At 74.8% G+C, this 13,936-nt stretch carries 9 protein-coding genes and 2 pseudogenes; 9 read left to right on the top strand and 2 right to left on the bottom strand.

All coding sequences use genetic code 11. The features are described 5' to 3' along the window. Nucleotides 1-102 precede the first annotated feature (102 nt). Entirely contained in the window at nucleotides 103-1,944 is a 1,842-nt protein-coding gene (locus tag QQK22_RS14145; protein WP_284251598.1) for an HNH endonuclease signature motif containing protein, read from the bottom strand. A gap of 491 nt (nucleotides 1,945-2,435) precedes the next feature. On the opposite strand from QQK22_RS14145, the pseudogene QQK22_RS14140 reads away from it, so the two are divergent. Beyond that, nucleotides 2,436-4,027 (top strand): annotated as a pseudogene (locus QQK22_RS14140) (L-serine ammonia-lyase). 72 nt (nucleotides 4,028-4,099) lie between these two features. After that, nucleotides 4,100-4,537, top strand: coding sequence for a VOC family protein (locus tag QQK22_RS14135; protein ID WP_284251597.1), 438 nt, complete (start codon nucleotides 4,100-4,102; stop codon nucleotides 4,535-4,537). 61 nt (nucleotides 4,538-4,598) lie between these two features. Here the strand turns inward: QQK22_RS14135 and QQK22_RS14130 are convergent, their stop codons facing one another. Next, the gene (locus tag QQK22_RS14130; protein WP_284251595.1) at nucleotides 4,599-5,270 is read right to left on the bottom strand and encodes a hypothetical protein; all 672 of its coding nucleotides are present in this window, start codon (nucleotides 5,268-5,270) and stop codon (nucleotides 4,599-4,601) included. A 73-nt stretch (nucleotides 5,271-5,343) separates the two neighbouring features. Between QQK22_RS14130 and QQK22_RS14125 the strand changes: the two genes are divergently transcribed. From QQK22_RS14125 to QQK22_RS14095, 7 genes and pseudogenes are all read left to right on the top strand, one after another. Beyond that, nucleotides 5,344-6,237, top strand: a complete 894-nt coding sequence (locus QQK22_RS14125; protein WP_284251594.1) for an ROK family transcriptional regulator — start codon at nucleotides 5,344-5,346, stop codon at nucleotides 6,235-6,237. Then, nucleotides 6,123-6,512: an ROK family protein gene (locus QQK22_RS14120; RefSeq protein ID WP_284252771.1), complete on the top strand. Its 390-nt coding sequence runs from the start codon at nucleotides 6,123-6,125 to the stop codon at nucleotides 6,510-6,512. Before QQK22_RS14125 ends, QQK22_RS14120 begins: the two co-directional genes overlap by 115 nt. 93 nt (nucleotides 6,513-6,605) lie before the next feature. Then, nucleotides 6,606-8,384, top strand: a pseudogene (locus QQK22_RS14115) (alpha-galactosidase); the annotation flags it as partial. A 224-nt stretch (nucleotides 8,385-8,608) separates the two neighbouring features. Further along, a complete protein-coding gene (locus QQK22_RS14110; protein ID WP_284252843.1) occupies nucleotides 8,609-8,779 on the top strand; it encodes a hypothetical protein in 171 nt (56 codons plus the stop codon). After that, nucleotides 8,776-11,364, top strand: a complete 2,589-nt coding sequence (locus QQK22_RS14105; RefSeq protein WP_284251593.1) for a glycoside hydrolase family 2 protein — start codon at nucleotides 8,776-8,778, stop codon at nucleotides 11,362-11,364. Before QQK22_RS14110 ends, QQK22_RS14105 begins: the two co-directional genes overlap by 4 nt. Further along, a complete protein-coding gene (locus QQK22_RS14100; RefSeq protein ID WP_284251592.1) occupies nucleotides 11,361-12,788 on the top strand; it encodes a GH1 family beta-glucosidase in 1,428 nt (475 codons plus the stop codon). The genes QQK22_RS14105 and QQK22_RS14100 overlap by 4 nt, the downstream gene beginning before the upstream one ends. A 46-nt stretch (nucleotides 12,789-12,834) precedes the next feature. After that, nucleotides 12,835-13,929, top strand: coding sequence for a YihY/virulence factor BrkB family protein (locus QQK22_RS14095; RefSeq protein ID WP_284251591.1), 1,095 nt, complete (start codon nucleotides 12,835-12,837; stop codon nucleotides 13,927-13,929). The last annotated feature ends 7 nt before the right edge of the window (nucleotides 13,930-13,936 follow it).

Raw genomic sequence — 13,936 nt, 5'->3', positions numbered from 1 at the left:
GCTGACGTCCCGCGTGGGACCACGCAACCTGTTTCGACCGCGGGCGCGGGACCAGGCGACGGAACACCGCTGCAGTCGCCCCCGCTCGCGCGACTCCACGGGTCACCACAGGGCGGCAGCGCGTTCGGGTGAGCCGCGGCCGTGGGCAGGGTCGTGCGACGGTCCCGGATCCGGAGGCGCGCCGCGAGAGCCCCGTGGGGCGAGGGGTGGTTCCTTCGGACGAACGCCGTCGGGGAATGCGACGGCGCCGGGGTCGGCGCGCCGCGGCTCGAGTCGGGACAGACGGTGAGTCGTCGTCGGAGTGGGTAGGGGAGCCGGCGGAACGATCGTCGGTGGGGCCGGTGGGGCCGGTGGGGCCGGTGGGGCCGGTGGGGCCGGTGGGGCCGGTGGGGCCGGTGGGGCCGGTGGGGGCGGTGGGGGCGGTGGAGCCGGTGGGGCGGTCGGTGCGGTAGCCGGTGGGCGGGCCGCGGGCACCAGCAGGTCGTCGTGGAGCCTCGTCGTCGTGCCGATCCGAACACCGCTCGGCGTGACGAATCGGAACCCGCCGGCGACGGGGCTGATCCGGATCTCGTCGCGGTGGACGTCGTGGTGGTGGCGGGTGCACAGCGTGATGGCGTTGGCGATCGACGTCGGACCACCGTGCGCCCAGTGCTGGAGGTGGTGGACCTCGCCCCAGGTGGCACGGAGGCTGCAGCCGGGCCACTGGCAGTGGCGGTCGCGGGTCTGGACGGCCCGACGGAGGTCACCCGTGTAGGTGCGCTGGGTCCGACCCACGTCGACCGGCTGACCGACCGGGTCGAGCACCAGGCGTTGGACCTGCGCGTCGCACGCCAGCACCTCGAGCGCGGCGAACGGGATCAGCGACCCGTTGCCCAGCTGTGCGAGCGGCGGCTCGCTCGCAAGGCCCGAGTCACGGAAGGCCTCTGTGGTTCGTCCCGCGATGGGGCGGGGGCGGCGAGCCGTCGGCGTGGCGGTGGCGGTTGCGGACGTGTCTGCGGCGTCCGGGAGCCGCGTGCCGCTGCCGATCGCGGTCCCGTTCGCGATGGTCGTCCTGGCCTCGGTCGTCGAACCGGTCGGACAGGCGGGACGGCCCTGCTCGGGCGAACCTGACTGCCCCGCCGTCACGCGCTGCCGACGCATCAGGACCTGCCAGGTGTCCTCGCGCATGAGAACGGTCAGGTGAGGCCGCACCTGCGCGCCGGCCTTGTGCGCCCCCGTCGACAGTGCGGCTCCCGCCAGCTCGACGAGCGCATCGGCGCGGCGCTGGTCCGGGGTCCGGGTGTCGTCCGGGTGGGGCGCGGGAGTCAGAGCCTCCAGCGCCGTGCGCAGCGTCTCGCCCGCGACGGGGTCGAGGAGTCCGTCGAGGCGCAGGCTCCCGCCGCGTGCCGTGAGCCGCAGGTGGCGCTGCTCGCGGACGGCGTGGAACTCGGCGTCAGCGGCGTCGGCGTCCCACGCGGTGGCCAGCGCGTTCAGGTTGCGGCGCAGCTGCGGCACGGGGAGCTGACGGGCAGCCTCCAGGATCTGGTCCTCCACCTCGACGAGCCGCTGTCGCGTCCGCTCGGAGGCTCCGGCGAGCACACCGGCGACCGCCGACAGGTGTCCGTGACTGACGTCGCCCGACCTGGCGGCGTCGGTCACCGCGGGCAGCGACGCCATGGCGTCGACGACACGCTCCTCGCCGAGGGCGCTCCCGCGACCCTGACCGGTCGTCGTTCCGCGCCAGTCCGCGAAATCTCGGGAGCGGCCGGACGTCTGCCAGCGGCGGGAGGCGCGCACCAGTCCGAGGACGTCGGCCCGGGCGACCCCCAGCACCGACGTCGCACCGTCGAGCACGGCCAGTGCGGCGGTGAGCTCCTCGGTCGGCGCCGCGCCCCGGGAGCCGCGCCCCCGCCCACGCCCCCGCGCGCGCGTCCCCGCCCGGCCCGCTCGGAGCTGCCGGCCCACTTGCACCCGCTGCGGCGACTGCCCGTGCGAGGTCCCCGACCGCCCGACGAACCGCGTCCGCCGCGGCGGTGACGCTCCCGGCTGCTCCAGCGTCTGGCGCCGAGCTGGGTGACGTCCCCGCCGACGCCGCGGCTGTCGTCCCGCGTGACGACGACGCCGCGACCGCTGGCGAGGCCGCCGTCCACTCCTGCTCGACACGCACCAACGGTTCGACCGCCACGCCACCCACCCCCTGCCACACCACCGTCGCCCACGGCTTCGAGTCGCCTCGAACTGATGTAGCAACGGTATCCCTGACCACTGACATCCGGCGATGCCGGCGAAGACCTGTGGATAGCCGGTCGACCCGTCGGCCCCTCCACCCGCGATCGCCACGGCGAGGTAGCCGCACGCCCCCGGCCGTCCACATGCCGGACGCCACCACCCCGTCACGGGGCTACCGTGGACGCACGGGCGCCGCCGCCCGACGACCAGCGACCGGAGGAGGCCCCGTGACGTACATCAGCGCCCTGGAGCTCTTCTCGGTCGGCATCGGACCGTCGAGCTCACACACCGTCGGACCCATGCGCGCGGCCGCCACCTTCGTCGCGAACCTGTCCGAGCGCGGGCTGCTCGCTCGCGTCGACAAGGTCGCCGTCGTGCTGTGCGGCTCCCTGGGTGCCACCGGTGAGGGGCACGGGACGCCCGACGCCGTCGTCGCCGGCCTGCGCGGTCTGGACCCGCGCACCTGCGACGTCGAGGAGGTCCCCGGTGCGTGGGAGGCGCTCGGCGACGGCGCGGAGATCGAGCTGGCCGGCGGCCACCGCCTGACGATGGCCCGGCGAGACATCCGCCTCGCCCCGCTCACCCGGCTCCCGGGCCACCCCAACGGCATCCGCCTCACCGCCTCCACCACGGCTGACGACGGCGCCGCTCACGTCCTCCACGAGGCCGTCGCGTACTCGATCGGCGGCGGGTTCGTCGTCTGGGAGGAGGAGCTGACGGACGGCGGGGACAGCGACCTCGCCGCCGTGCTCGCCGAAACCCCGGACGGCGACGCCGCCACCCTCCCCGGTCGTGGTGCGCCCGCCGCGCCCGCGCTCGGCCCGACCGCCCCAGCTCCCCCGACCGTCGCAGCTCCACCGAGCGCCGCACCGACGAGCGCGAGGGCGGCCGACCTGACGTCCTTCGACTCCGCGACCGAGCTCCTCGAGGTCTGCCGCCGCACCGGCGCGGACATCGCGGAGGTCGCCTGGGCGCAGGAGGCCGCGCTGCGCCCGGAGATCGACGTGGCGGCCGGCCTCGACGCCGTCTGGGCAGCGATGTCCGCCTGCGTGGACGCGGGTCTCACGAACGAGGGCCAGCTGCCCGGGCGGCTGGGGGTGCGCCGTCGGGCATCGGCCCAGCGCGCCCGCCTCGAGGCGCTGGAGGCACGGGGGCGCTCGAGGCGCAGCAGGCCCACCACCCCACCACCCACCCCACCACCCACCCCACCGGCGACCTCTCCATCGAGTGGCTGCAGGCGTTCGCGATGGCGGTCAACGAGGAGAACGCCGACGGCGGACGGGTGGTGACGGCCCCGACGAACGGCGCGGCCGGCATCATCCCCGCCGTCGGGCGCCACTTCCTGCGCACCCACCCCGCGCTCGACGACGGCGCCGCCCGCCGCGCGATGCGCCGCTACCTCCTCGTCGCGGGCGCCATCGGCAACCTCTACAAGCGCAACGCCTCGATCTCGGGCGCCGAGGCGGGCTGCCAGGGCGAGGTCGGGTCGGCGTGCTCGATGGCTGCCGGGGCGCTGTGCGCGGTCCTCGGCGGCACACCGGAACAGGTCGAGAACGCCGCCGAGATCGCGATGGAGCACAACCTGGGCCTCACGTGCGACCCCGTCGGCGGGCTGGTGCAGGTGCCGTGCATCGAGCGCAACGCCATCGCCGCGGGCACCGCCGTCTCGGCAGCGCGGCTCGCTCTGCAGGGCGACGGGTCGCACGTCGTCTCGCTCGACACCGTCATCGAGACGATGCGCCAGACCGGCCTCGACATGTCGACCAAGTACAAGGAGACCTCGACGGGCGGCCTTGCCGTGAACGTCGTGGAGTGCTGAGCGCGATCGCCAGTCGAAACCACCGGGCGGCCCGGGACCCACGCCGCCGACCCGGGCGGTAGGGTCCCGGCCATGCCGATCACCCTGGACAACGTCGGGATCGTCGTGCAGGACATGCAGGAGACGATCGCGTTCTTCACCGACCTCGGTCTGCGCGTCCTGGGGCACGACGAGGTGGGCGGGGAGTGGGTCGACACCCTGGTCGGCCTCGACGACAGCGACGTCCGCCTCACCATGCTCACGACACCGGACGGCCGCGGCCGGCTGCAGCTCGTGGAGTACCTCCACCCCGAGCCCGTGCCGTCCCGGCCGGTGCCCTCGAACCAGGCCGGGCTCCACCGCGTCGCGTTCGAGGTCGACGACATCGACGCCTCGCTCGCGGTCGCCGCCCGCCACGGCTGCTACCCGGTGCGCTGCGTGGCCGAGCACCTCGGCCTGTACCGGCTGACCTACGTGCGCGGTCCGGGCGGCATCCGCGTCATGCTGATGCAGCGGCTGCGGCGGGACTGACGCCCGGGCCCGACGGCGGAGCGCACCTCCCGCACCCGCCTCACCACCGAGCGGTCGGGAGTCACGCCACGGCCCGCACCCACCTCCGGGAGCCGCGCTCGCCGTCGCCCTCCGGAGTGAATCCCATCCGCTCGAGGTAGTCCCGCGCGCCGGGCGCCGGGTCGTCCCACACGATGCGGCGGTAGCCCTTGCCGGCGAAGACGCCGCCGCCGCGGTGCACGAACTCGCCCGGGGTGAAGTCGCGGAAGCGCGGGGTCACCCAGTCGAGCTCGACGGCGGCCGTCCCCTCCCCGTCGTCACGCACGATCACCGAGCCCACGGTCTCGTCGCGCCGCACCACGAGGAAGGCGTGGCGACGGCGGTCGTCGGCGCCGGCACCGCCGTCGCCCGCGTCCTCGAGCGCGAACGAGGGGTGGAACGTCGCGACGTCCCGTGCGTGCACCCGAAGCACGTGGCGCAGCCACGGATCGTCGGGGCGGACCTCGACGACCTCGTAGACACCGGCGTCGTGCGCCTCGCGGTGCAGACGGATCAACCAGTAGACGTTGATCACCGTGATGATGCCGTTCATCGCCGCGAACGGCCAGATCTCCAGCCACGCGTTGTAGCCGGCCGCGATCGCCGAACCCGCGAGGTTCATCCAGCGGAAGCGCAGCACCCGCGCCTGCATCAGGGACCAGACGACGAGCCCGGATCCCACCCATCCGACGACCTCGAGCCACACGCTGGACATCCGAGCACTCTAGGTCGAGCGCGGGCGGGCGGCCGCACGGGCGGCGACGGTCCCCTCTTGTACGGTGACGCTCGTGCCCGCCGGTCCGAAGGTCGCCCTCGACGCCATGCCCCGCACCGCGCGCGCCATCCTGCGCCGGATCCTCGTGCACGGCGAGGCCTCCCGGACCGAGCTCGCCAGCACGTACGAGCTCACGCTCGCGAGCCTGACGCGCCTCACGAAGCCCCTCGTCGACGAGGGACTCGTCGCCGAGGGTTCGGCGCGCCGGACGGCCCACCAGGGCAGGCCGCGGCTGCCGCTGGACGTGCGCGCGGGCGACCACCTCGTCGTGGGCGTCAAGCTGACGGGGCGTGACCTGTTCGCCGTGCTCACCGACCTGCGCGCGACCGTCCTCGCCGAGCGTCAGGTGGCGCTGACCGACACCGAGCCCGCCGCCGTCGTGCGGGAGATCGGTGCGGCGGTGCGGGGGTTCGGGGCGGACCCCGGCGCCCTGCGCGGGATCGGGGTCTCGCTCGGGGGGCACGCCCGCGATCGCGCGACCGTGGTGCGGGGCCCGTTCCTGGGGTGGGAGGACGTCGACCTCGCGCCGATGCTCACGCGCGAGACCGGCCTGCCGGCCGTGGTGGACAACGACGTCGTCGCGCTCACCGAGGCCCTGCACTGGTTCGGGTCGGCGCGCGGGCGCTCCTCCTTCGCCGTCGTCACGATCGGTGCGGGGATCGGGTACGCGCTCGTCGTGCACGACCGGATCGTGCGCAGCGCCGCAGCAGACCTCGGGGGCTCGGCAACCACGTCCTGGACCCGGGTGGTCCGCAGCAGCCCGGCGCGCCGCGAGGTGCAGCCTCGGCGTACCTGTCCTCGGCGGCGATCGCCCGCGCCGCGACCGCGGTCACCGGCGAGGACCTGGACGCCGACGCGGTGCTGCGCCGTGCCCAGGAGGGCGACGAGGCGTGTCTCGCCGTCGTGAAGAGCGCGGCGTTCCAGCTCGGGAGGCTGGTGGCGAGCGTGGTGGACGGATCGCTCACCGACCTCGTGGTGCTGAGTGGTGAGGGGATCGGGCTGGCCGAGGCGGCGATGTCCGAGGTCCGCCGCGGGATCGCGGAGAGCCGACCGCCCTGGGCGTCCGACGTCGAGCTCGACGTGCACCCGATGGGGTTCGGGGCGTGGGCCAGGGGCGCGGCGGTCCTCGCGGTGCAGGACTTCGTGACGAGCGCGGAGGACCGCCGCTTCGCCACGAGTTGACGTCCGGTCGACCACCGCGTCCGACCACCAGGCGGCCTCGGCTTGACCGCAATACTTTCTGTTGCAAAAGTATTGCGTGACAGGGAGGTCACCGTGCCATCAGCTCCACCCGCCCCCGTGCGCTACCTGCGCGCCGCCGGCGTCAGTCTCGTCCTCGACACCCGCGGCCCCCGGCTGCCCCGGGTGGTGCACTGGGGCGCCGACCTCGGCGATCTCGGGCCGGACGCGCTGCTCGCGCTCGCCGAGACGTCGCGACCGCCGATCGCGCTCAACACGATGGACGTCGAGGTGCCCGTCGGCGTCCTGCCGGAGGCGGCCGTCGGGTGGAGCGGGACCCCGGGCCTCCAGGGCCACCGGAACGGGGCGGGCTTCACGCCCCTCTTCGAGGTCTCCGAGGTCTCCGAGGTCGACGACGCCGCGATCGCCGCCCCCGCCGGCGGAACCGTCACCGTCCACGCCGTCGACCCCCATCTCGACCTCGCCCTGACGCTGCGCCTCGCCCTCCTGCCCTCGGGCCTGGTCACGGCGTCGGCGGACCTGCGCAACACGGGTGCGTCCGACTACGTCCTCGACCGCCTGCAGCTCCTCCTGCCGGTCCCGCCGCAGGCGCGCGAGCTGCTGGACCTCACGGGTCGCTGGACGCGTGAGCGCTCGCCGCAGCGCCACGACTTCACGCTCGGCACCCACGTGCGCGAGGGCCGCCGCGGGCGCACGGGGACCGACGCGACCCTCCTGATGGTCGCCGCGACGCCCGGCGTCGGGTTCCGCTCGGGTGAGGCGTGGGCGGTCCACACGGCGTGGAGCGGCAACCACGTCCACGTCGCGGAGCGCGTCCCCACGGGCCCGGCGCTGCTGGGCGGCGGTGAGCTCCTGCTGCCCGGCGAGGTCGTCCTCGCCCCCGGTGAGAGGTACACGGCACCGACGATCCACGCCTCCTACGGCGATGGCCTCGACGCCGTCGCGTCCCGCTTCCACGCGCACCTGCGCGCCCGCCCGCACCACCCGCGCGACCCCCGCCCCGTCGTGCTCAACACCTGGGAGGCGGTCTACTTCGACCACGACCTCGACGTGCTGACCGAGCTCGCCGACGCCGCGGCCGAGGTCGGGGTCGAGCGCTTCGTGCTCGACGACGGGTGGTTCCGCGGCCGGCGCCACGACGGCGTCGCGCTGGGGGACTGGTACGTCGACGCCGACGTGTGGCCCCGCGGCCTCCACCCGCTCGTGGACCACGTCCGCGCCCGCGGCATGCAGGTGGGGCTGTGGGTCGAGCCGGAGATGATCAGCCCGGACTCCGACCTCGCCCGCGCCCACCCGGACTGGATCATGTCCGGCGGCGACCGGATGCCCCCGGCCTCGCGCGGGCAGCAGGTCCTGGACCTCGCCAACCCCGACGCCCACCGGTACATCGCCGGGCGCCTGGACGCCCTCGTGTCGGAGTACCGCATCGACTACCTCAAGTGGGACCACAACCGCGATCTCGTGGACGCGGGCCACCCCGCGACCGGCCGTGCCGGCGTGCGCGACCAGACCCTGGCGCTCTACCGGCTGCTGGACGAGCTGCGGGCGCGCCACCCCCACCTGGAGGTCGAGTCCTGCTCCTCGGGCGGCGGGCGCGTCGACCTCGGGATACTCGAGCGGACGGACCGGATCTGGGCCAGCGACTGCCTCGACGCGCTGGAACGGCAGCAGACGCAGCGGTGGACTGGTCTGCTCGTCCCGCCGGAGCTCGTGGGTACCCACATCGGTTCGCCCCGCTCGCACACGACCGGCCGCGCGCAGTCGCTCGCCTTCCGCGCGGTCACGGCGCTGTTCGGCCACTTCGGGATCGAGTGGGACCTCTCCCGCGTCCGGCGGGAGGACCCGGCCACGCTCGCCGAGGTCGCCGCCTGGGTCGCGTTCCACCGGCGCCACCGCTCGCTCCTGCACCACGGCGACGTCGTCCGCTCCGACCACCCCGACCCCGCCACCTGGCTCCACGGCGTGGTCGCGCCCGCCGCCGGCGAGGCGCTGTACGCCGTCGTCGCCGTCACGACGTCGGAGCTCGCGCCCCCGGCCGGCTCACCCTGCCCGGCCTCGACCCGGCTCGCACCTACGTCGTGCGCCCCACCTGGCCCGACGGCGTCGAACCGCCCCGCCTCCTGGCGCCGCCCTGGTGGGGGAGCGGTGCGACCCTCACCGGTGCCGCGCTCGGCACCGCCGGCCTGCAGATGCCCCACCAGAAGCCCGAGCAGGCCTGCCTGCTCCACGTCACGGAGGTCGTGCGGTGAGCGACACGACGCTGCACGACGGGTGGAGCCTCCGGGTCGCGGCCGGGGACGCCCCGGACCCGATCGCGGCGGCGACCGTGCCCGCGACAGTCCCCGGCACCGTCCACACCGACCTGCTGGACGCGGGTCTCATCGACGACCCGTTCACCGGCGACGGCGAGGCGCGCGTCCGATGGATGTGGGACGTCGACTGGGACTACCGCCGCGAGCTGGTGATCGCGCCGGCGGCGACCGACGAGCGAGTCGACCTCGTCATCGAGGGCCTCGACACGGTCGCCACGGTGACCCTGGGCGACCGCGTGCTCGCCGAGACCGCCAACATGCACCGCTCCTACCGCCTCGACGTCCGCGACGAGGCCGACGGTGCCCCGCGCGACCTCGCCGTCGCGTTCATGTCCGCGACGCGGTACGCCGACGAGCAGGTCGAGCGCCTCGGCGCCCGCCCGGGCGCGAACTCCGCCAGCACGGCCCCGTTCACCCACATCCGCAAGATGGCGTGCTCCTTCGGCTGGGACTGGGGTCCCGACCTGCGCACGGCCGGCATCTGGCGCCCCGTGCGCCTGCACCGGTGGCGCACGGCGCGGCTGGCCGTCGTCCGCCCGCTCGCCGACCTGCGGCCCGACGGCGTCGGCACCGTGCGCGTGCACATTGAGATCGAGCGCTCGGGCCTCGTGCCCGACGGCGACCTCCGCGTCCGCGCCGAGGTCGCCGGGGCCTTCGCCGAGGTGGTCTGCGGGGCGGGCGCGGACGCCGTCGTGCTCGACCTCGAGGTGCCGGACGCACCCGCCTGGTGGCCGGTCGGGTACGGCGCGCAGCCCCTGCACGACCTCACGGTCACGCTGCACGACGACGGCGCAGGCCGCGACGGCGAGCCGCTCGACACCTTCCACCGCCGCATCGGCTTCCGCCACGTCGAGCTGCGCACCGAGGCCGACGAACACGGCACGGGCTTCGTGCTCGAGGTCAACCGGCGACCGATCCAGGTCAGGGGCGTGAACTGGATCCCCGACGACCACCTGCTCACGCGCCTGACGCGGGAGCGCGTCGAGCGCCGCCAGGACCAGGCCATCGCGGCCAACGTCAACCTCCTGCGCGTGTGGGGCGGGGGCGTGTACGAGAGCCGCGACTTCTACGAGGCCGCCGACGAGCGCGGCCTGCTCGTGTGGCAGGACTTCCTGCTCGCGTGCGGCGCCTACCCCGAGGAGGAGCCGCTGCGCTCCGAGATCGCGGCCGAGGCGCGCGAGCACGTCACGCGGCTCGCGCCCCACCCCTCGCTCGTGATCTGGAACGGAGGCAACGAGAACCTCTGGGGCCACGAGGACTGGGGCTGGAAGGAGCGGCTGGCGGGTCTGACCTGGGGCGAGCACCACGCCCGCGTCCTGCTGCCCGGGATCGTCGCCGAGCTCGACCCCACGCGCCCCTACAACGACAACAGCCCGGGCACGCCGGGGCGGGCGCCGGAGCAGGTGCACCCCAACGACCCCGACCACGGCACGCACCACCAGTGGCAGGTCTGGAACCGTCTCGACTACACCGCCTACCGCGACGACGTCCCGCGGTTCTGCTCGGAGTTCGGCTTCCAGGGCCCGCCGACGTCGCGCACGATCGCCGATCACATCGCCGCGGCCGACGGCGGCGCGCTCGCCGACGCCCCCGACCCGCGCCACGACCCCGTGTGGCTGTTGCACCAGAAGGCGGTCGACGGCAACGGCAAGCTCGATCGCGGGATGGCGCCGCACCTCGGGGTCCCGGCCCGCTGGGAGGACTGGCTGTGGGCCGGGCAGCTCAACCAGGCGCGCGCGCTCGCGCACGCGATCGGCCACTACCGCTCGTGGTGGCCGCGCACGGCCGGCGCGATCGTGTGGCAGCTCAACGACTGCTGGCCCGTGACGTCGTGGGCACTGATCGACTCGCTCGAGCGGCGCAAGCCCGCCTGGTACGCCGTCCGGCGGGCCTTCGCGCCCCGCCTCCTCGAGGTCGTCGAGCGCGACGGCGCAGGCGCCCTCGCGCTCGTCAACGACACCGACGAGCCGTGGGCGGCGCGCGTGCGACTCACCCGCGAGAGCGTCACGGGGGAGGTGGCGGCCGCCGTGGAGCACGAGTGCGACGTCGCGCCCCGCGCCGTCGGGATCCTGCCGCTCCCGGCGTCGGTCGCGGACCTCGCCGACCCGACCCGTGAGGTGATCACGGCGACCGCCGACGACCTGAGGGTCGTGCACGGCGCCGTCGAGGACGTCGACCTCGCACTGGCGCCGGACGCACTCGCCGCCACGGCGCGCGCCGTGCCCGGTGGCTACGAGGTGACGCTGCGGGCGCGGTCGCTCGTGCGCGACGCGACGCTGCTGGCCGATCGCGTGGCGGCGGACGCCGTCGTCGACGACGCCCTCGTCACGCTCCCGGCCGGTGCCACCGCCACGCTCCGCGTGAGCACGACGGCGCAGCTCGACCCCGAGGAGCTGCTGCGCCCGGACGTGCTGCGCAGCGCGAACGACCTGCGCGGCGTCCCGGTGCGGGAGCCCGCGCCCTCGACCCTGCCACCCCCGCCCGGCCCCACCCCGACGCCGACGATCGTGAGGACCGCATGACCTCCCTCCTGCCCAGCGGACACGTGTTCCCCGCCGACTTCCTCTGGGGGAGCGCGACCGCCGCCTACCAGGTGGAGGGCGCGGCGACGGCCGGAGGCCGCACCCCCTGCATCTGGGACACCTTCGCGGCGGCGGGTCGCACGCTGAACGGGGACGACGGCTCGGTCGCCGCGGACCACTACCACCGCTACGCCTCCGACGTCGCGCTCATGCGGGACCTCGGCCTCGGGGCCTACCGGTTCTCGGTGGCGTGGCCGCGCGTCCAGCCCACCGCGACCGGCGGTCCGAACGCCGCGGGCCTCGCGTTCTACGACCGGCTGGTGGACGAGCTGCTGGGTGCGGGCATCGAGCCGGTGCTCACGCTCTACCACTGGGACCTGCCGCAGTGGGTGCAGGACGAGGGCGGCTGGCCGGTGCGGAGCACCGCCGAGCGGTTCGCGCAGTACTCCGCGTGGGTCGCGGACGCGCTGGGGGACCGCGTGCGGCGCTGGACGACGCTGAACGAGCCGTACTGCAGCGCCTACCTCGGGCACGCGTCCGGGGTGCACGCGCCCGGGATCACCGACGGCGCGGCGGCGCTCGCGGCGGTGCACCACCTGAATCTGGGCCACGGGCTCGCCGGCCGCGCCGTGCGCGAGCACGCCTCGGGCGGCGTGGACCTGTCGGTGGTGCTCAACCTGCACGTCGTGCGTGCGGCGAGCCAGGACGCCGCCGACGTCGGGGCGAAGGCGCGGGTCGACCGGCTCGCGAACGAGGCCTTCGTCGGCCCGATGCTCGAGGGCGCCTACCCGGCCGAGCTGCTGGCGGACACCCGCGCGGTCACCGACTGGTCCTTCGTGCGCGACGGCGACGAGGCGAGCATCGCCGTCCCGCTCGACTCGCTCGGCATCAACTACTACAACACCTCGCTCGTGCGCGACGGCGTGCCGCCCGTCGGCGACGGCCGCCCGGGCGCCGACGGTCACCAGACGTCGCCGCACAGCGCCTGGGTGGGGTCGGACCGCCTGGAGTTCCTCGCGCAGCCCGGACCGCACACGCGCATGGGGTGGAACATCGAGCCCGAGGGTCTCGTGGAGCTGCTGACCGACGTCTCGCGCCGGTTCCCGGACCTGCCGCTGTACGTGACCGAGAACGGGGCGGCGTTCGAGGACGTCGTCTCGCCCGACGGCGCGGTGCACGACCCCCAGCGGCTGGCCTACGTGCGCGACCACGTCGACGCCGTCGGCCGGGCCCGCGAGGCCGGTGCGGACGTGCGGGGCTACTTCCTGTGGTCGTTCATGGACAACTTCGAGTGGGCGTGGGGCTACGATCGCCGGTTCGGGATGGTGCGGGTGGACTACGACGACCTCACGCGCACGGTGAAGGACTCCGGCTGGTGGTACCGCGACCTCATCGCCCAGCAGCGCGCGGCGGACCGGGGCTGACGCCAACACCCTGGCCTTCTAGCAACCGGCGGCGCAGGCTGGTGGGATGGCCGATCGGAGGAACCAGCACTCGACGACGACCCGCGCCCCCGACCCGGACGACCCGCGCAAGCCCGACTCGCCCGACGACCTGACGAAGCGGTCCTGGACGCACGTGCTGCGCACGAGCGTGCGGGAGTTCACCGAGGACCAGGCGATCGACCTGGCCGCGGCGCTGACCTACTACGCCGTGCTCGCGGTCGCCCCGGCGATCCTGGCGCTGGTGTCGATCCTGAGCCTGGTCGGCGACCCCCAGCAGATGGTGCGGGGCGTGACGGACACGCTCGACGGCGTCGTCCCCGCCGAGGCGCTGGAGACGATCACGCCGATCGTCGAGCAGCTGGCGCAGGCACCGGCCGCCGGACTCGCGCTGGCCGCCGGACTCGCGACGGCGCTGTGGTCCGCCTCGGGCTACGTGGCGGCGTTCTCGCGGGGGATGAACCGCATCTACGAGATCGAGGAGGGGCGGCCGATCTGGAAGCTGCGCCCCGTGCTGCTCCTGGTCACCCTGGCACTGGTCGTCATCGCCGCCCTGGTGGTCGCGGCGCTGGTCCTCTCGGGCGGGCTGGCCCGGTCGGTGGGGGACCTGATCGGTGCCAGCGACGGGGCCGTGACGGTGTGGAGCATCGCGCGGTGGCCCGTCGTGCTGGGACTGGTGGTGCTCGCCGTCGCGCTGCTCTACCACGCGACGCCGAACGTGCGTCAGCCGAAGGTGCGCTGGATCAGCGTCGGCGCGCTGATCGCCATCGGGACGTGGCTGCTGGCCTCGCTCGGCCTCGGGTTCTACGTGGCCAACTTCTCCAGCTACGACGCCACCTACGGCTCGCTCGCCGGCGTGGTGATCTTCCTGCTGTGGCTCTGGGTCACCAACCTCGCGCTGCTCTTCGGGGCCGAGGTCGACGCCGAGCTCGAGCGGGCCCGTCAGCTCCAGGCCGGGATCGCCGCGGAGCGCGACCTGCAGCTCCCCGCCCGCGACACCCGCGCCGCCGAGAAGCGGGCCGCCAGGGCCGAGGAGGACGTCCGACGCGGCCGCGAGATCCGCCTGACGCACGGCGAGGGTGAGCCCGACCGTCGCGGGACGCGCGGGCAGCGGAAGGGCTAGCCCGCGC

The sequence above is a fragment of the Litorihabitans aurantiacus genome (assembly GCF_030161595.1).
In the GTDB taxonomy this organism is placed as follows: domain Bacteria; phylum Actinomycetota; class Actinomycetes; order Actinomycetales; family Beutenbergiaceae; genus Litorihabitans; species Litorihabitans aurantiacus.
The sequence above is the reverse complement of the archived record's forward strand: the minus strand, read 5'-3'. Positions and strand labels throughout refer to the sequence as shown.

Excerpts from the sequence above, each read along its gene's own strand:
- QQK22_RS14135 (WP_284251597.1), top strand. The coding sequence starts at position 4,100 with ATGCCGATCACCCTGGACAACGTCGGGATCGTCGTGCAGGACATGCAG.
- QQK22_RS14095 (WP_284251591.1), top strand. The coding sequence starts at position 12,835 with ATGGCCGATCGGAGGAACCAGCACTCGACGACGACCCGCGCCCCCGAC.
- QQK22_RS14100 (WP_284251592.1), top strand. The coding sequence starts at position 11,361 with ATGACCTCCCTCCTGCCCAGCGGACACGTGTTCCCCGCCGACTTCCTC.
- QQK22_RS14130 (WP_284251595.1), bottom strand. The coding sequence starts at position 5,270 with ATGTCCAGCGTGTGGCTCGAGGTCGTCGGATGGGTGGGATCCGGGCTC.